16 protein-coding genes and 1 riboswitch are annotated in these 16,582 nt (G+C 73.7%); of the genes, 10 read left to right on the forward strand and 6 right to left on the reverse strand.

Annotation, left to right across the window (positions count from 1 at the left end):
- On the forward strand, positions 1-948 hold the full coding sequence (locus ACFYO5_RS18150; protein WP_356560218.1) for an ABC transporter substrate-binding protein: 948 nt from the start codon (positions 1-3) through the stop codon (positions 946-948).
- 66 nt (positions 949-1,014) lie between these two features.
- On the opposite strand, the gene ACFYO5_RS18155 is transcribed toward ACFYO5_RS18150, so the two are convergent.
- Complete coding sequence (locus ACFYO5_RS18155; RefSeq protein WP_388710400.1) at positions 1,015-1,740, reverse strand: isocitrate lyase/phosphoenolpyruvate mutase family protein; 726 nt, start codon at positions 1,738-1,740, stop codon at positions 1,015-1,017.
- A gap of 127 nt (positions 1,741-1,867) precedes the next feature.
- Positions 1,868-2,401 carry a carboxymuconolactone decarboxylase family protein gene (locus ACFYO5_RS18160; RefSeq protein ID WP_388709676.1) on the reverse strand — a complete coding sequence of 178 codons (534 nt, stop codon included), beginning with the start codon at positions 2,399-2,401 and terminating at the stop codon, positions 1,868-1,870.
- A gap of 47 nt (positions 2,402-2,448) precedes the next feature.
- Between ACFYO5_RS18160 and ACFYO5_RS18165 the strand changes: the two genes are divergently transcribed.
- Complete coding sequence (locus ACFYO5_RS18165) at positions 2,449-3,834, forward strand: PLP-dependent aminotransferase family protein (RefSeq protein WP_388709678.1); 1,386 nt, start codon at positions 2,449-2,451, stop codon at positions 3,832-3,834.
- An 11-nt stretch (positions 3,835-3,845) separates the two neighbouring features.
- On the opposite strand, the gene ACFYO5_RS18170 is transcribed toward ACFYO5_RS18165, so the two are convergent.
- Positions 3,846-4,712 carry a hypothetical protein gene (locus ACFYO5_RS18170; protein WP_388710402.1) on the reverse strand — a complete coding sequence of 289 codons (867 nt, stop codon included), beginning with the start codon at positions 4,710-4,712 and terminating at the stop codon, positions 3,846-3,848.
- Between the two features lie 107 nt (positions 4,713-4,819).
- Positions 4,820-4,908, forward strand: a riboswitch (ZMP/ZTP riboswitch).
- Positions 4,909-4,952: 44 nt separating this feature from the next.
- Here ACFYO5_RS18170 and ACFYO5_RS18175 point away from each other — a divergent pair.
- The 3 genes from ACFYO5_RS18175 to ACFYO5_RS18185 all read left to right on the forward strand — a co-directional run bounded on the left by ACFYO5_RS18175 (position 4,953) and on the right by ACFYO5_RS18185 (position 8,313).
- Entirely contained in the window at positions 4,953-6,404 is a 1,452-nt protein-coding gene (locus tag ACFYO5_RS18175) for a glycine hydroxymethyltransferase (RefSeq protein WP_388709680.1), read from the forward strand.
- Positions 6,405-6,546: 142 nt separating this feature from the next.
- On the forward strand, positions 6,547-7,560 hold the full coding sequence (trpS, locus tag ACFYO5_RS18180) for a tryptophan--tRNA ligase (protein WP_388709682.1): 1,014 nt from the start codon (positions 6,547-6,549) through the stop codon (positions 7,558-7,560).
- Between the two features lie 174 nt (positions 7,561-7,734).
- Positions 7,735-8,313 (forward strand): 2'-5' RNA ligase family protein, encoded by a 579-nt coding sequence (locus ACFYO5_RS18185; protein ID WP_388709684.1) that lies wholly within the window; start codon positions 7,735-7,737, stop codon positions 8,311-8,313.
- A gap of 21 nt (positions 8,314-8,334) precedes the next feature.
- Here the strand turns inward: ACFYO5_RS18185 and ACFYO5_RS18190 are convergent, their stop codons facing one another.
- The gene (locus ACFYO5_RS18190; RefSeq protein ID WP_356560212.1) at positions 8,335-9,090 is read right to left on the reverse strand and encodes a decaprenylphospho-beta-D-erythro-pentofuranosid-2-ulose 2-reductase; all 756 of its coding nucleotides are present in this window, start codon (positions 9,088-9,090) and stop codon (positions 8,335-8,337) included.
- A 45-nt stretch (positions 9,091-9,135) separates the two neighbouring features.
- Positions 9,136-10,485, reverse strand: a complete 1,350-nt coding sequence (locus ACFYO5_RS18195) for an FAD-binding oxidoreductase (RefSeq protein WP_356560211.1) — start codon at positions 10,483-10,485, stop codon at positions 9,136-9,138.
- Positions 10,486-10,863: 378 nt separating this feature from the next.
- Between ACFYO5_RS18195 and ACFYO5_RS18200 the strand changes: the two genes are divergently transcribed.
- From ACFYO5_RS18200 to ACFYO5_RS18210, 3 genes are all read left to right on the forward strand, one after another.
- On the forward strand, positions 10,864-11,376 hold the full coding sequence (locus ACFYO5_RS18200; protein ID WP_388710404.1) for a phosphatase PAP2 family protein: 513 nt from the start codon (positions 10,864-10,866) through the stop codon (positions 11,374-11,376).
- Positions 11,369-12,388 (forward strand): decaprenyl-phosphate phosphoribosyltransferase, encoded by a 1,020-nt coding sequence (locus tag ACFYO5_RS18205; protein WP_388709686.1) that lies wholly within the window; start codon positions 11,369-11,371, stop codon positions 12,386-12,388. Before ACFYO5_RS18200 ends, ACFYO5_RS18205 begins: the two co-directional genes overlap by 8 nt.
- Before the next feature lie 104 nt (positions 12,389-12,492).
- The gene (locus ACFYO5_RS18210) at positions 12,493-13,431 is read left to right on the forward strand and encodes a YihY/virulence factor BrkB family protein (protein WP_388709688.1); all 939 of its coding nucleotides are present in this window, start codon (positions 12,493-12,495) and stop codon (positions 13,429-13,431) included.
- Here ACFYO5_RS18210 and ACFYO5_RS18215 read toward each other — a convergent pair.
- Positions 13,385-14,734, reverse strand: coding sequence for a D-alanyl-D-alanine carboxypeptidase family protein (locus ACFYO5_RS18215; RefSeq protein ID WP_388709689.1), 1,350 nt, complete (start codon positions 14,732-14,734; stop codon positions 13,385-13,387). The genes ACFYO5_RS18210 and ACFYO5_RS18215 overlap by 47 nt on opposite strands.
- A gap of 91 nt (positions 14,735-14,825) precedes the next feature.
- On the opposite strand from ACFYO5_RS18215, the gene ACFYO5_RS18220 reads away from it, so the two are divergent.
- Together ACFYO5_RS18220 and ACFYO5_RS18225 are read left to right on the forward strand one after the other, a co-directional pair.
- A complete protein-coding gene (locus tag ACFYO5_RS18220) occupies positions 14,826-15,065 on the forward strand; it encodes an SCO4848 family membrane protein (RefSeq protein ID WP_264936557.1) in 240 nt (79 codons plus the stop codon).
- Between the two features lie 36 nt (positions 15,066-15,101).
- Entirely contained in the window at positions 15,102-16,391 is a 1,290-nt protein-coding gene (locus tag ACFYO5_RS18225) for a metallophosphoesterase (protein WP_388709691.1), read from the forward strand.
- The last annotated feature ends 191 nt before the right edge of the window (positions 16,392-16,582 follow it).

Raw genomic sequence — 16,582 nt, forward strand, 5'->3', positions numbered from 1 at the left:
ATGCGACTCCGTACCACCGCCGCGGCGGCGGGCCTGCTGCTGCTCACCGGCTGCGGCGCCGCCGACATGACCCAGCAGGCCTCGCCCTTCGCCAACGCCCGGGGCGCGAGGACGGTCACCCTGTCCGTCCAGTCCTGGGTCGGCGCGCAGGCCAACGTGGCCGTCGCCCAGTACCTCCTGGAGCACGAACTCGGCTACCGCGTCGACACCGTCCAGGTCGACGAGGTGCCCGCCTGGGACGCCCTCAGCCAGGGCCGCGTCGACGCTCTCCTGGAGGACTGGGGCCATCCCGACCAGGAGAAGCGCTACGTCGACGAGAAGAAGACCATCGCGCGCGGCGGCGACCTCGGCGTCACCGGGCACATCGGCTGGTACGTCCCCACGTACTTCGCCGAGGCCCACCCGGACGTCACCGACTGGAAGAACCTCGACAAGTACGCCTCGCGGCTGCGCACCCCGGAGAGCGGCGGCAAGGGCCAGCTGATGGACGGCTCCCCGTCGTACGTCACCAACGACAAGGCCCTCGTGGAGAACCTGGACCTGGACTACCAGGTCGTCTTCGCCGGCTCCGAGGCCGCCCAGATCACCCAGATCCGCCGGTTCGCCGAGGAGAAGAAGCCCTTCCTCACCTACTGGTACGCCCCCCAGTGGCTGTTCGAGAAGGTCCCGATGACCGAGGTACGGCTGCCCGCGTACAAGGAGGGCTGCGACGCCGACCCGAAGAAGGTCGCCTGCGGCTATCCGCACACCCCGCTGGAGAAGTACCTCAACGCGGACTTCGCGCGCAACGGCGGCAGGGCGGCGGCCTTCCTGAAAAAGTTCAAGTGGACCACCGAGGACCAGAACATGGTCTCCCTGCTGATCGCCGACCAGAAGCTCACCCCCGAGCAGGCGGCGAAGAAGTGGGTGGACAGCCACGCGTCGACCTGGCGCGCGTGGCTGTCCTAGACCGGCGGTCTCTCGTCCGGATCGGGCCGGACCCCGCGAGCCCGGCCCGATCCGGACGGGAGGCCCTCAGGGGTGTGCGAGGAGGCGTGCGGCGATCTCCGTGACCGCTGCCGTCGCCTGCCGCTGCACCCCCGGTCCGAACGTGACGCGGGTGGCCCCGAGTTCGCCGAGTTCGGCGGGCGAGGGGCCCTCGCCGACCCGCGCGAACACATTGACCGGCCCCTGTGTCCCGGCCCGCAGCAGCGGCAGTACGGCGGTGGGGGCGCCGATCGGATACACGCAGTCGGCGCCGGCCGCGACGTACAGCGCGGCCCGCTCGATGGCCCGCGCCGGGTCGGGTTCGCCCCGGAGGAAGGTGTCGATCCGCGCGTTCACGAACAGCTGGTCGGCGGCGGCCGACCGCACCTCGGCGAGCCAGTCGGCGTGGGCGTGCGCGTCCTTGAGGACGCCCCCGTCGGAGTCCTCCAGGTTGCAGCCCACCGCCCCGGCCTCCAGCAGCCGCTCGACCAGCTCCTTCGGCGGCAGGCCGTAGCCGTCCTCGACGTCCGCGGACACCGGCACGTCCACGGCCCGGGCGATCCGCGCGACGGCCGCGAACATCTCCTCGGCCGGTGTCTCCCCGTCCGCGTAGCCGAGCGAGGCGGCGACGCCCGCGCTGGGCGTGGCCAGGGCCGGAAAACCGGCGTCGGCGAGGGCACGGGCGCTGGCCGCGTCCCACGGCCCCGGCAGGACCAGCGGATCGCCGGGGAGCCGCCCGCGGTGCAGGGCCCGGAAGACGTCGGCCCTCGTCACCACGGCGTGCTCCCCGCTGACGCGCTGCCCGCTGACGCGCTGCCCGCTGACGCGCTCCCCGCTGACGCGCTGCCCGCTGACGCGCTCCGCGCGCGCGGGATCCGGCGGGCGCCCGCCGTCCCGGGGATCACCGGTGCTGCCCCGGCTGGTAGTGCCCCGGCACCAGCCGGCAGGTCACGCCGAACCGGTTCCACGCGTTGATCACCGTGATCGCGGCGATCAGCTGCGCCAGCTCCGCCTCCTCGAAGTGCTTGGCGGCCCGCTCGTACACCGAGTCCGGCACGAACCCGTCCGTCAGGACGGTCACCGCCTCGGTCAGCGCCAGCGCCGCCAGCTCCTTCTCCGTGTAGAAGTGCCCGGACTCCTCCCAGGCGCTGAGCTGGACGATCCGCTCGACACTCTCCCCGGCCGCCAGCGCGTCCTTGCTGTGCATGTCCACGCAGAGCGCGCAGCGGTTGATCTGCGAGGCGCGGACCTTCACCAGCTCCAGCAGCTTCGCGTCGAGGCCCTTCCGGGCGGCGGCGTCCAGCCGGACCATCGCCTTGTAGACCTCGGGGGCCAGCTCGGCCCAGGCCAGCCGGGGGGTGTGCTCGGGAGCGTATTCCGCGGTCGTCGTGCCTGTCGTGCCGTCGGTTCCGTTCGTGATGCCTTCGTTCGTCATGCTCTCGACCCTAGGAGGGGAGCTGCCCACGGGTATGGTCCATTTCCATGGCGGAATCATGGGCCACTCTGGGCGTCGACCTGCACCTCGAACCGACCGGTCCCGGCGTGCGGCGCGGACTGACCGACGCCCTGCGCGAGGCCGTCCGCAGCGGCCGGCTGGCCCCCGGCACCCGGCTGCCGTCCTCCCGCACGCTCGCCGCCGACCTCGGCATCGCCCGCAACACCGTCGCCGAGGCCTACGCCGACCTGGTCGCCGAGGGCTGGCTGACCGCGAGACAGGGCTCCGGCACGCGCGTGTCGGACCGGGCGGTGGCCCCGCCCACCGGGGCGGCGGCTCCGCGCAGGCCGGACCACCACCCGGCGTACGACCTGCGCCCAGGCACCCCCGACCTGGGCTCCTTCCCTCGCGCCGAGTGGCTCAAGGCCGCCCGCCGCGCCCTCGCCGCCGCCCCCAACGACGCCCTCGGCTACGGCGACCCGCGCGGCCGCACCGAACTGCGCACCGCCCTCGCCGGCTACCTCGCCCGCGCCCGCGGCGTCCGCACGGACCCCGGACGCGTCCTCGTCGTCGCCGGGTTCGCGCACGGCCTCCAGGTGCTCGGCACCGTGCTGCGCGCCCGCGGGGCGCGGACGGTCGCCGTCGAGTCGTACGGCCTCGACGCGCACGAGCGGCAGCTGAGGGCGGCCGGACTGCGGACCGTTCCGCTGCCCTTCGACCGGCTGGGCACCGACCCGGACGGGCTCGGCGACGTGGGAGCGGTCCTGCTCACCCCCGCCCACCAGTTCCCGATGGGCGTCCCCCTGCACCGCGACCGGCGGGCGACCGTCGTGGACTGGGCGCGCCGCACCGGCGGACTGGTCCTGGAGGACGACTACGACGGCGAGTTCCGCTACGACCGCCAGCCCGTCGGAGCCCTCCAGGGCCTCGACCCCGACCACGTCGTCTACCTGGGCACGGCCAGCAAGTCCCTGGCGCCCGCCCTGCGGCTCGGCTGGGCGGTGCTGCCACCCGGCCTCGTCGAGGAGGCCGCCGGCGCCAAGGGCGGCATCGACACCTGCGGCGCGCTGGACCAGCTCACGCTCGCCGAGTTCATCACCTCCGGCGCCTACGACCGCCACGTCCGCTCGGCCCGACTGCGCTACCGCCGCCGCCGCGACGCCCTGGTCACGGCCCTGGCCGAACACGCCCCCGACGCCCACGTGACCGGCATCGCGGCGGGCCTGCACGCGGTGGTCGGCCTGCCGCCCGGCACCGAACAGCCGGTGCTCCAGGCGGCCGCCTGGCAGGGCCTGGCCCTGCACGGACTCTCCTACTTCCGCCACGAAGCGACCCGCACGGCCCCGCTGGACGCCCTGGTGGTCGGCTACGGCACCCCACCCGACCACGCCTGGACGGGAGCCCTGAACGCGCTGTGCAGGGTGCTGCCGTGACCGACGGTCCGTCAGCCCTCCGCTTCCCCGGACACGCTCGGCGCGGCGGTCCCCTCCTCGGCGGCACCCCCCGGCGCCTCCCCGAAGCGGGCCAACGCCAGGGCCCCGGCCACGGCCACCGCGAAGCCCGTCACCGCCAGCCAGCCCAGGCCCTCCCGCGTGCGGTCGCCGAGCCAGACCACGCCCACCGTCGCCGGGCCGATGGTCTCGCCGATCACCATCGCCGCCGTGGCCGCCGTCACCGAACCGCGCTGCAAGGCGGAGGTGAGGGCGAGGAACGCCGCCGCACCACCCACCAGCAGCGCGTACGCCGCCGGGTTCGCGGCGAGGTCGGCCGGACCGAGGGAGTCGATCAGCCGGACGGCCACCTCGACGACCCCGAACCCGAGCCCGGCCCCCAGCCCGAGCACCGCCGCCCGCCGCCGCTCGGGCAGCCGCCCGGCGGCCGGTCCCAGCAGCAGAACCACCGCGGCGACCCCGAGCAGCAAGTACCCCAGCGCGTCCGGCCCGCCGCGGTCCCCCTCCGCCCCGGACGCGACCCCCAGCAGCGCGAGTCCGCCGCACACCACGCCCACCGCCGCCCACTCGGCCCGGCTCAGCCGCACCCCGAGCAGCCGGGCCGCGGCCACCGCGGTCACCGCGAGGCTGGAGGCGAGGGCCGCCCCGACGGCGTAGATCGGGATCGACCGCAACGCGGCGACCTGGAACAGGAACCCCAGCCCGTCCAGCGCCAGACCGGCGAGGAACCGCCACTGCCGCACCGCCCGCAGGAACAGCGCCGCCCCGCCGTCCGGGCCCGGTTCCACCGCCCGCGCGGCCATCGCCTGCAACACCGTCGCCGCACCGAAGCAGACGGCCGAACCGAGGGCGCACACCATTCCGAAGAGCACGAACAGAGACTCTATGGGTGACGCCGCCCGCCCTCGCGGCCGTCGCTCGCATGGTGGACGTGACACCTTCGGCGTGCGGCGGTCCCGGTAGGCTGACGGCAGGCCGTGACTGGCGCGCTGGGATGGGACGGACCATCGGGGAGCGGCCTGCATTGACCGAGTGCCGTGCGCCTGGGCCAGACCGAGACCGTGACCGCTTGCACGCCACGCCACCCGGAGGCCGACGTCATGTCAGAGCAGCAGCCCCTCTCCACCGAGTCCACCGCCTTCCGCGCCGCCCTCGACGCGATCCGCGCCGTCGAGCCGCGCGTCGCCGACGCGATCGGCCAGGAGGTCGCCGACCAGCGCGAGATGCTCAAGCTGATCGCCTCCGAGAACTACGCCTCCCCGGCCACCCTCCTCGCGATGGGCAACTGGTTCAGCGACAAGTACGCCGAGGGCACCGTCGGCCGCCGCTTCTACGCCGGCTGCCGCAACGTCGACACCGTCGAGTCCCTCGCCGCCGAGCACGCCCGTGAACTCTTCGGCGCCCGCCACGCCTACGTCCAGCCGCACTCCGGCATCGACGCCAACCTGGTCGCCTTCTGGGCCGTCCTCGCCGACCGGGTGGAGGCGCCCTTCCTGGAGAAGACCGGCGCCCGCCAGGTCAACGACCTCTCCGAGGCCGACTGGGGCGAGCTGCGCCAGGCCTTCGGCAACCAGCGCATGCTCGGCATGTCCCTGGACGCGGGCGGTCACCTCACCCACGGCTTCCGCCCGAACATCTCCGGCAAGATGTTCGACCAGCGCTCCTACGGCACCGACCCCGCCACCGGGCTCATCGACTACGAGGCCCTGCGGGTCTCCGCCCGCGAGTTCAAGCCGCTCATCCTCGTGGCGGGCTACTCGGCGTACCCCCGCCTGGTGAACTTCCGGATCATGCGGGAGATCGCCGACGAGGTGGGCGCGACCCTGATGGTCGACATGGCGCACTTCGCGGGCCTGGTCGCGGGCAAGGTGCTGACCGGCGACTTCGACCCGGTCCCGCACGCCCAGATCGTCACGACCACCACCCACAAGTCGCTGCGCGGCCCGCGCGGCGGCATGGTCCTGTGCGACGACTCGCTCAAGGACCAGGTGGACCGCGGCTGCCCGATGGTCCTCGGCGGCCCGCTCCCGCACGTGATGGCCGCGAAGGCGGTGGCCCTGGCCGAGGCCCGGCAGCCCTCGTTCCAGGACTACGCCCAGCGCGTCGTCGACAACTCCCGGGCGCTGGCGGAGGGCCTGATGCGGCGCGGCGCGAACCTCGTCACCGGCGGCACGGACAACCACCTCAACCTGATCGACGTCGCCTCCTCCTACGGCCTCACCGGCCGCCAGGCCGAGTCGGCCCTGCTGGACTCGGGCATCGTCACCAACCGCAACGCCATCCCCGCCGACCCCAACGGCGCCTGGTACACCTCCGGCATCCGCGTCGGCACCCCGGCGCTGACCACGCGCGGCCTCGGCACGGCCGAGATGGACGAGGTGGCGGGCCTGATCGACCGCGTCCTGACGACGGCGGAGCCGGGCACCACGAAGTCGGGCGCCCCGTCGAAGGCCTCCCACGTGCTGGACGAGAAGGTCTCCGACGAGATCTCCCGGCGCGCGACCGACCTGGTGGCCGGCTTCCCGCTGTACCCGGAGATCGACCTCGGCTGAGGCGCCACGGGCGGGGCGCGGGGGCCGTGCCGGTCCGCGGCTGACGCCGCGGGCGCGACCGGCCCCCGCGCCCCCGGGTCTCCGCGCCCCCGGTCCCCGCACCCTCCGCGACCACCCTCGCGGCTCTGAGACAATGGTGGGCATGGCGAATGACCGTCCCCGCGTGCTCTCCGGGATCCAGCCCACCGCAGGCTCGTTCCACCTCGGCAACTACCTGGGTGCCGTCCGTCAGTGGGTGGCCCTCCAGGAGTCGCACGACGCGTTCTACACGGTCGTCGACCTGCACGCGATCACGGTCGCGCAGGATCCGGGGGAGCTGACGGCCAACACCCGGCTGGCCGCCGCGCAGTTGCTCGCGTCCGGGCTCGACCCGGACCGGTGCACGCTGTTCGTGCAGAGCCATGTCCCCGAGCACGCCCAGCTCGCCTGGGTCATGAACTGCCTCACCGGCTTCGGCGAGGCCTCCCGCATGACCCAGTTCAAGGACAAGTCCTCCCGGCAGGGCGCCGACCGCGCCTCGGTCGGCCTGTTCACGTACCCGATCCTCCAGGTCGCGGACATCCTGCTGTACCAGGCCGACGAGGTGCCGGTCGGCGAGGACCAGCGCCAGCACATCGAGTTGACCCGTGACCTCGCCGAGCGCTTCAACGGCCGCTTCGGCGAGACCTTCACGGTCCCGAAGCCGTACATCCTGAGGGAGACGGGCAAGATCTACGACCTTCAGGAGCCGTCGATCAAGATGAGCAAGTCGGCGTCCACGCCGAAGGGCCTCATCAACCTGCTCGACGAGCCGAAGGCCACCGCGAAGAAGGTCAGGAGCGCGGTCACGGACACCGACACGGTCATCCGCTTCGACCCCGAGAACAAGCCGGGCGTGAGCAACCTCCTCGGCATCTACTCGACCCTCACCGGCACGAGCGTCCCGGAGCTGGAGCGGCAGTACGAGGGCAAGCTGTACGGCGCCCTCAAGACGGACCTCGCCGAGGTCGTCGTCGACTTCGTCACGCCGTTCCGGGACCGCACCCAGCAGTACCTGGACGACCCCGAGACGCTCGACTCGATCCTGGCCAAGGGTGCCGAGAAGGCCCGTGTGGTGGCCGCGGAGACGCTGTCCCAGACGTACGAGAAGGTGGGCTTCCTGCCCGCCAAGCACTGAGGGCGCACCACCGCACACACGTTCCATCGGGCAGAGCGCTGCACATCACTTCCGCCGCGCCTGCCCCCAGCGCGGCCGTGGCCGTACAGTCGATAGCCGTACGACCGAGCACGAACCCGGCACCGGGCCGGCGCCCGGCACATCCGGTACATCCGACGCGACGAAGGAGACGACGTGGGGACCGTAACGATCGGCGTGTCGATCGCGGTCCCGGAGCCTCACGGCAGCCTGCTCCAGGAGCGGCGCGCGGGCTTCGGCGACGCCGCTGCTCACGGCATTCCCACGCACGTCACGCTGCTGCCGCCGACGGAGATCGACGGCAGCTCCCTCCCGGCCGTCGAGGCACACCTGACCGCGGTGGCCGAGGCCGGCCGCCCGTTCCCGATGCGGCTGTCCGGCACCGGCACCTTCCGGCCCCTGTCGCCGGTGGTGTACGTCCAGGTGGTGGAGGGCGCCTCCGCCTGCGCCTGGCTCCAGAAGCAGGTCCGTGACGCCTCCGGGCCGGTCGCCCGCGACCTCCAGTTCCCCTACCACCCGCACGTCACGGTGGCGCACGGCATCGACGAGGCGGCGATGGACCGCGCGTACGAGGAACTCGCCGACTACCGGGCCGAGTGGTCCTGCACCGGCTTCGGCCTCTACGAGCAGGGCGCCGACGGCATCTGGCGCAAGCTCCACGAGTATGCCTTCGGCGGTCCGGTCGTGCCCCCGCAGGCCGCCCACGTGGACCGCGACTCCCTCCCCACCCGCTGACCGGCCCGGCCGGGCGAGAACCTAGAGCGGCAGTCTGCGGAACAGCCCGCGCGGCAGGTGCCGCAGTCCCGACATCACCACGCGCAGCACCCCCGGCACCCACACCGTCTCCGAGCGCCGTCGCAGCCCCAGTTCGACGGCGGCCGCGACCTCCTCGGGGGTGGTCGCCAGCGGCGCCTCCTCCAGCCCGGCGGTCATCCTGGTACGGACGAAGCCGGGGCGTACGACCATGACGTGGACGCCCGTTCCGAGCAGCGCGTCGCCCAGCCCCTGGGCGAAGGCGTCCAGACCGGCCTTGCTGGAGCCGTAGATGAAGTTGGCGCGGCGGGCCCGCTCGGCGGCGACGGACGACAGCACGACCAGGGAGCCGTGGCCCTGGGACTGGAGGGCGCGGGCGGCGACCAGGCCCGCCGACACCGCGCCCGTGTAGTTGGTCTGCGCGACGCGCACGGCGGCCATCGGGTCGCGCTCGTCGCGGGCCTGGTCGCCGAGCACGCCGAAGGCGAGCAGCACCAGGTCGATGTCGCCCTCCGCGAACACCTTGCCGAGCACGCTCTCGTGCGCCTCGGGGTCGAGGGCGTCGAAGGCGACGGTGCGCACGTCGGCGCCGAGGACCCGCAGGTCCGCGGCGGCCGACTCCAGAGCGGGCGTGGGGCGTCCGGCCAGCCACACCGTTCGGGTGCGGCGGGCGATCAGACGGCGCGCGGTGGCGAGCGCGATCTCGGACGTGCCTCCTAGGACGAGAAGGGACTGGGGGAGGCCGAAGGCGTCCTTCACGACTGCTCCTGGGGTGGTGGAAAGGGGTTGCGGCGGCAGGTGTGCCTAGAGGGTGAGCCGGCGAGCGAGGTCGGACACGAAGACTCCCCGTGGGTCCAGCTCCGCGCGCAGCGCGCGGAAGTCGTCCAGCCGCGGGTACATCGCGGGGAGCAGGTCCGGTCGCAGCCGGGAGTCCTTGGCGAGGTAGACGCGTCCGCCGGCGGCGGCGACCTCCGCGTCGAGTTCGTCGAGGAAGGCGCCGAGGCCGGGCAGGTTCGCGGGAATGTCCAGGGCCAGCGTCCAGCCGGGCACGGGGAAGGAGAGCCAGCCGGGGTCGGCCTCCCCGAACCGTTTGAGGACGGCGAGGAAGGACGGGCAGCGGCGCCGCGCGATGCGGTCCACGATCCGGCGCAGGGTCTCCTCCCGGCCGTGGCCGACGACGAACTGGTACTGCACGAAGCCGCCGCGGCCGTAGACGCGGTTCCAGTGCGGGACGCCGTCGAGGGGGTGGAAGAAGGCGGACAGCCGCTGGAGTTCGCCGGTACGCGCGCGTGGCGCCCTGCGGTACCAGAGTTCGTTGAACAGGCCCACGGTCCGGCGCGTGAGCAGCCCCTCGGGGACGTGGGAGGGCGCGGCGGGGAGCCGGGCGGGGCGGAAGGACAGCGGGGCGCTTCGCGCGCGGGCGGGCAGCGCGGCGAGGGGGGCGTGGTCGCCGCGGGTCAGGACGGCGCGGCCGGTGGCGGCGCCGCGGGCGAGCAGGTCGATCCAGGCGACCGAGTAGCGGTAGCGGTGGTCGGTCGCGGTCAGCCGGGCCATCAGGTCGTCGAGGTCGGTCGCGCGCTCGGTGTCGACGGACATGAGGGTCGTCTCGACGGGCTGGAGCCGGACGGTCGCGGTGAGGATCACGCCGGTCAGGCCCATGCCGCCCGCGGTGGCGTCGAAGAGGGCGGTACCGGGGCGGACCGTGCGGACGGTGCCGTCGGCGGTGAGCAGTTCGAGCGAGACGACGTGCCGGGAGAAGGAGCCGCAGACGTGGTGGTTCTTGCCGTGGATGTCGGCGCCGATCGCCCCGCCGACGGTCACGTAGCGGGTGCCGGGGGTGACCGGCACGAACCAGCCGAGCGGCAGCAGGACCTCCATCAGGTGGTGCAGGGAGACGCCCGCGTCGCACAGGACGCTGCCGCCGGCCACGTCGATGGCGTGGATCTGGTCGAGGCCCGTCATGTCGAGCACCGCCCCGCCCGCGTTCTGCGCGGCGTCCCCGTACGCCCGCCCCAGGCCCCTGGGGATGCCGCCGCGCGCCCCGCAGTCCCGGACGGCGCTCACGGCCTCCTCGTACGTCCTGGGACGGATCAGACGGGCGGTGGAGGGAGCGGTGCGGCCCCACCCCGTGACGGAAACGGTCTCGGCAGGCATGTCGGTGACCGTATCGCCCCGTTGTCAGCGATTAGTTTTGAAACATTCCACCCTCCCCGAAATGGGTGATTAATGGTATGTCGCTCGATATTGCCGGAGTTCCGGCCCGCCCGGCGTGAACAGTGGATCCACATGGACGACTTGGACGACATGGACGGCATGGAAGGCACGCGCGAGACGCACGGCACGGAAGGCGCCCAGGGCATGCGGGCCGCGCAGGCCGCGCAGGCCGCGCAGGGCACGCGGGCCGCGCAGGGCACGCGGGCCGCGCAGGGCACGCGGGCCGCGCAGGGCACGCGGGCCGCGCAGGGCACGCGGGCCGCGCAGGCCACCCACGGCACACAGGGCACGCGGGCCACGCACGGCACGGAGAACGGCATCGACCACCGCATCCTCACGGCGGTCCACGCCCGTGGCGCCGATCCGCGCGTCGCGGCCGCCGCCCGCACCCTGTCCCGGGCGGGCGAGCACGGCGCGCTGTGGCTCGCGGCGGGCCTCGCGGGAGCCGCCCTGGACGGTGCCCGGCGCGGCGCCTGGCTGCGCGCCACCGCGCTCACCGCGGGCGCCCACCTCGCGAGCATGGGGGTGAAACGGATCGTGCGCCGCCCGCGTCCCGCGCACGTCGAGCCCCTCGTCCGCACCGCCGGACGGCACTCCTTCCCCAGCTCGCACGCGACCTCCGCCGCGGCCGCCGCCGTCGCCTACAGCGCCCTCGGGGCGCACGCCGTGCCCCCGCTCGCCGCCGCGATGTGCCTGTCGCGCCTGGTCGTCGGCGTGCACTACCCCTCCGACGTGGCCGCGGGGGCGGCCCTGGGAGCCCTCGCGGCGCGCCTCGGCGCCCGCTGGATGAAGGCCGGGGCGCACGGTGTCCGGGGAGGCGTCCATGACTGAGGCCGCGCCCCTCGCCGAGACCCACCGCCTCACGGAGGCACGCTCCCCGGAACCCGCCCTCCTCGGACAACGCGCCCGCCACCGCGCCGACGCCGATCCCACCCCGCACGCCGGCGAGAGCGCACCCACCGGCTCCCTGCCGGCCGGCCTCCTGCGCACCGCCCGCCCCAAGCAGTGGGTCAAGAACGTGCTCGTCGTCGCCGCCCCCGCCGCGGCCGGGCAGTTGTTCACCGTCCACGCCCTCACCGAACTCGCCCTGGTCCTCGCCCTGTTCACGGCCTGCTCCGCCGCCGTCTACCTCGTCAACGACGCCCGTGACGCCGAGGCCGACCGCGCCCACCCCACCAAACGGCACCGCCCGGTCGCCGCCGGCCAGGTCCCGGTCCCCGTCGCGTACGCCGTCGGGGGCACCCTGGCGGTCCTCGCGCCGGCCGCGGCGGCGTGGCTGACCACGCCGGCCGTGGCCGTGCTCCTCGCCGCCTACCTGGCTATGCAACTGGCGTACTGCGTCAGCCTGAAGCACGTCCTCGTCGTCGACCTCGTCATCGTCACCACCGGCTTCCTGATGCGGGCCGTGATCGGCGGACTGGCGCTCGGCATCCCGCTGTCGCGCTGGTTCCTGATCACCACCGGGTTCGGGGCGCTGTTCATGGTGTCGGCCAAGCGCTACTCCGAAGCCGTGCAGATGGCCGGGACGGCGGGCGCCACGCGCGCGTTGCTCACCGAGTACACCACCGGCTACCTGCGCTTCGTCTGGCAGCTCGCGGCCGGGGTCGCCGTGCTCGGCTACTGCCTGTGGGCCCTGGAGGAGGGCGGCGTCCCGCACACCAGCGTGCTGCCCTGGCGCCAGCTGTCCGTGGTCGCCTTCATCCTGGCCGTCCTGCGCTACGCCGTCTTCGCCGACCGCGGCACCGCGGGCGAACCCGAGGAGGTCGTCCTCGGCGACCGCGCCCTCGCCCTGATCGGTCTGGCCTGGCTCACCATGTACGGCCTGGCGGTGGCCGACTGGTGACGCGCCGTCCCGTCCCCGGTCACCGTCGCGCGGTTCCGGGGTAGACGGACGGACACGGTGCTCGCGGGAGCATCGCGCGGATCTAACAAGGGCAGAGTCGGATCATGGACTGGCTGAAAAAGCTCCCCGGGATCGGGCCGTGGATCGCGCGCCTGATGGCCACGCACGCCTGGCGGTCGTACGACCGGCTGGACCGGGTGCAGTGGACGATGCTGGCCGCCGCGATGACGTTCACCAGCTTCGTCGCCCTGTTCCCGCTGCTCACCGTGGCCGCCACGATCGGTGCCGCCACCCTCGGCCCCGAGCGGCAGAAGGAACTCCAGGACCGGATCACCGACCAGGTGCCCGGCATCTCCGACCGGTTGAACATCGACGACCTGGTGCAGAACGCCGGCACCGTCGGCCTCATCGCCGGTGCCGCCCTGCTGTTCACCGGCGTCAACTGGGCCGGCTCGACGCGCGAATGCCTGCGCGCGGTGTGGGAGCTGCCCGACGAGGAGGAGAACCCGTTCCTGCGCAAGGCCAAGGACCTGGGCGTCCTCCTCGGCCTCGGCGGCGCCGTCCTCGTCACCCTCGCCATCTCCACCGTCGCCTCCGCGATGGTCGGCTGGATCATCGAGCAGGCGGGCATCGACAAGTCCGGCTGGGGCGGCATCCTGCTGCGTATCGCCGCGTTCCTCTTCGCCGTCCTGGCGGACTTCCTGCTCCTGCTCTACGTCCTGACGCTGCTGCCGGGCGTCGAGCCGCCGCGCCGCCGCCTGATCGTGGCGGCGCTGACCGGCGCCGTCGGCTTCGAACTGCTGAAGCTGCTGCTCAGCGGCTATCTGCAGGGCGTGGCCGCGAAGAGCATGTACGGCGCCTTCGGCGTGCCCATCGCCCTGCTGCTGTGGATCAACTTCACCGCCAAACTGATCCTGTTCTGCGCCGCGTGGACCGCGACGCACGGCACCGACCCCGACCCCGACACCGGCGCCGGTCCGGGCGCGCCGGACCGGGTCAGCGGCGGCGGCGCACCAGATCCGGCAGCGGCCACCGGCGGTTGACCAGGAACACGGCAGCGGCGAGCAGCGCCAGCACCCCGCCGCTGATCGCCATGGCGACCCAGACGCCACGCGAGCCGTCCTCGGTGGCCGCGCCCGCCACCGGCTTGCCGGACACGTTTCCGGTGCCGCCGGCCTCCCCGCCCAGCCCGGCGCCGGCGCCGGGCTGCGCACTGGAAAGAGCGGCGTTCCTCGGCGGGACCAGCTGGCCCACCGGGGCCACCTTGCCGGCCGCCTGGAAGCCCCAGTCGAACAGGGCGGCGGTCTCCTTGTAGACCTCGTTGTGGCCGTCCTTCTCCGGGTTCATCACCGTGACGAGCAGCACCCGTCCGTCGCGCTCGGCGACGCCGGTGAAGGTGGCGCCCGCGTTGGTGGTGTTGCCGTTCTTGACGCCCGCGATGCCCGGGTACTGGCTGATGTCGTAGTCCCCGGTCAGCAGCCGGTTGGTGTTCTGGATCTCGAAGGTCTCCCGGACCGTCCTGCCCTTCTTGTTCTTCGTCGTGGCACCCGGGAACTTCGCGGTCAGCGTCGAGCAGTACTCGCGGAAGTCCTTCTTCTGGAGCCCGGAGCGGGCGATCAGCGTCAGGTCGTAGGCCGAGGAGACCTGGCCGGGAGCGTCGTAGCCGTCGGGGGAGACCACGTCGGTGTCGAGGGCCTGCAACTCGTCGGCGTGCTCGTTCATCTGCCGCACCGTGTCGGCGACGCCGCCGTTCATCGACGACAGCACGTGCACGGCGTCGTTGCCGGAGCGCAGGAAGACGCCGAGCCACAGGTCGTGGACCGAGTAGGTCTCGCCCTCCTTTATCCCGACCAGGCTGGAGCCGGCGCCCAGGCCCTCCAGGTCCTTCGGCGCCACCTTGTACGGCGTGGTCCTGGGGAACCTGGGCAGGAGGGTGTCCGCGAAAAGCATCTTCATGGTGCTCGCCGGGGGCAGCCGCCAGTGCGCGTTGTGCGCGGCGAGCACCTGGCCGGACTCGGCGTCCGCGACGATCCAGGACCGCGCGGTGAGGTCCTTCGGCAGGACCGGCGCGCCGGCTCCGAGCTGGACCTGCGTCCCGGCCCGCCCGAGGCGGGCCCCGCCCAGCGACGACATCCTCGCCGGCGGAGTGGCCGAAGCCGAAGCCGAAGCCGAAGCCGACGGGCGGCCCGAGGGCGAGGCCGAGGCGGAGGGCGATCCGACGGCCGGGGCCGAGGGCGACGGGATCGGCGCCGCCGGGGACACCGGCGCGGTGAGCGCGAGGGACGCGAGGGCGGCGGAGGTGACCAGCAGGGTTCGCCTGGCGGTCTGCTTCAAGGGTGCGGGCACGACGGAGAAAGTACCTGGCAGACGACGGGAAGTCCCGTCCCCCTCCCCACCCCCCTCATGGAACCGGACACCGGGCGGCGATACTGAACGCATGAAGCTCAGCCGCCCGGTGTCCTGGTTCCTTCTCGCCTTCGGGGTGTGGAGCTGGGTCATCTGGGTCACTTTCGTCAAAAACCTGATCAAGGACAGCAGCGGGCTCGCGTTCGACGACGGCGACCCCACGGCCTACTTCTGGGTCCATCTGACGCTCGCCGTCGTCTCCTTCGTACTGGGGACGGTCGTCGGGGGCATCGGGTTGCGCGGACTGCGCGCCCTGCGCCGAACCTCATAGCCGGACGCCGAAGCCGACAGCGGGGATACGACAACCGTGGCCATCCTTCTCGTGCTGCTCGCCCTGGCCGTCCTGGTCGGGGCCAACTGGTACCTGTGGCGCCGCCTGTTCCGCGACACGACCCGCGCCTCCGGCTGGGTCCGGCGCGGCGGCGCGGTGCTGATCGCGGGCGGCTGGGCGCTCGCCGTCGGCGCCCTGGCCGCCGAACGCACCGGCGCCCCCTTCTGGCTCCAGCGCGTTCTGTCGTGGCCCGGCTTCCTGTGGCTGGCGCTCTCGGTCTACCTGCTGCTGGCGGTCCTGGCGGGCGAGGTCCTACGGCCGTTGCTGCGGCGTCTTCCGGAGCGGCGGGCGCCCGCCGGGGCGCCGGTGCCCCGGCCGGAGCGGGCGCCGCGCGAGGAGACGGAGACCGTGCCGTCGTCCTCCCGGCCGAGCGCCCGGCCCGCCGAGCCGGGGGAGCGGTCCGAGGCCCCGGAGGGTACCGGTTCCCCGCGCGCCGCCGACCCCTCCCGCCGGCTGTTCGTCTCGCGGGTCGTCGGCGGCGCCGCGGCCGCGGCCGCCGTCGGCACCGTCGGCTACGGCACCTACGGCGTGCTGCGCGGCCCCGCCGTGAAGCGGGTCACCGTCCCCCTGGCCAAGCTGCCGCGCGCGGCGCACGGCTACCGGATCGCCGTCGTCAGCGACATCCACCTGAGCCCGGTCCTCGGCCGCGGCTTCGCGCAGAAGGTCGTCGACACCATCAACGGCACGCAGCCCGACCTGATCGCGGTCGTCGGCGACCTGGTCGACGGCAGCGTGAAGGACCTCGGCCCGGCCGCCGCCCCCCTCGCCCGGCTCAAGGCCCGGCACGGCAGCTACTTCGTCACCGGCAACCACGAGTACTTCTCCGGCGCCGAGCAGTGGGTCGAGGAGGTGCGGCGGCTCGGCCTGCTCCCCCTGGAGAACGCGCGGACCGAACTGCCGTGGTTCGACCTGGCCGGCGTCAACGACATCGCGGGCGCGAGCGAGGGCCGGGGCCCCGACTTCACGAAGGCGCTCGGCGGCCGGGACACGGCACGCGCGTGCGTGCTCCTCGCCCACCAGCCCGTGCAGATCGACGACGCCGTCGAGCACGGCGTCGACCTCCAGCTCTCCGGCCACACCCACGGCGGCCAGCTCTGGCCCGGCAACCTCCTCGCCGCCGCCGCGAACCCGACCGTCGCAGGCCTGGAGCACTACGGCGACACCCAGCTGTACGTCTCCCGCGGCGCCGGCGCCTGGGGCCCGCCCACCCGCGTGGGCGCCCCGTCGGACATCACGGTCATCGAACTGGCGTCGAAGCGGGCCTGAGAGCCGGGCACGGGAGCAGGCCGGAAGGCCGGCACGTTCTTTCCCGGCGACGGCTGCCGTCGCGGGGCGCCTCCGCGGGGGACCTCGGCGAAGAGGGACGTCGCCGGCGGCCGGTACCTGGCCGACGGCGTGTTCCGCCCGTGGCGGCCCCACCGGATCCGGGACCGGCGTACGCACCGGACGCCGGCCGG

Origin of the sequence: Streptomyces sp. NPDC006259, assembly GCF_042870975.1 — a bacterium.
GTDB lineage: Bacteria > Actinomycetota > Actinomycetes > Streptomycetales > Streptomycetaceae > Streptomyces.

Coding starts and splice junctions, on each gene's coding strand:
- ACFYO5_RS18150 (WP_356560218.1), top strand. CDS start 1: ATGCGACTCCGTACCACCGCCGCGGCGGCGGGCCTGCTGCTGCTCACC.
- ACFYO5_RS18160 (WP_388709676.1), bottom strand. CDS start 2,401: ATGACGAACGAAGGCATCACGAACGGAACCGACGGCACGACAGGCACG.
- ACFYO5_RS18165 (WP_388709678.1), top strand. CDS start 2,449: ATGGCGGAATCATGGGCCACTCTGGGCGTCGACCTGCACCTCGAACCG.
- ACFYO5_RS18170 (WP_388710402.1), bottom strand. CDS start 4,712: ATGGTGTGCGCCCTCGGTTCGGCCGTCTGCTTCGGTGCGGCGACGGTG.
- ACFYO5_RS18175 (WP_388709680.1), top strand. CDS start 4,953: ATGTCAGAGCAGCAGCCCCTCTCCACCGAGTCCACCGCCTTCCGCGCC.
- trpS (WP_388709682.1), top strand. CDS start 6,547: ATGGCGAATGACCGTCCCCGCGTGCTCTCCGGGATCCAGCCCACCGCA.
- ACFYO5_RS18195 (WP_356560211.1), bottom strand. CDS start 10,485: ATGCCTGCCGAGACCGTTTCCGTCACGGGGTGGGGCCGCACCGCTCCC.
- ACFYO5_RS18205 (WP_388709686.1), top strand. CDS start 11,369: ATGACTGAGGCCGCGCCCCTCGCCGAGACCCACCGCCTCACGGAGGCA.
- ACFYO5_RS18210 (WP_388709688.1), top strand. CDS start 12,493: ATGGACTGGCTGAAAAAGCTCCCCGGGATCGGGCCGTGGATCGCGCGC.
- ACFYO5_RS18220 (WP_264936557.1), top strand. CDS start 14,826: ATGAAGCTCAGCCGCCCGGTGTCCTGGTTCCTTCTCGCCTTCGGGGTG.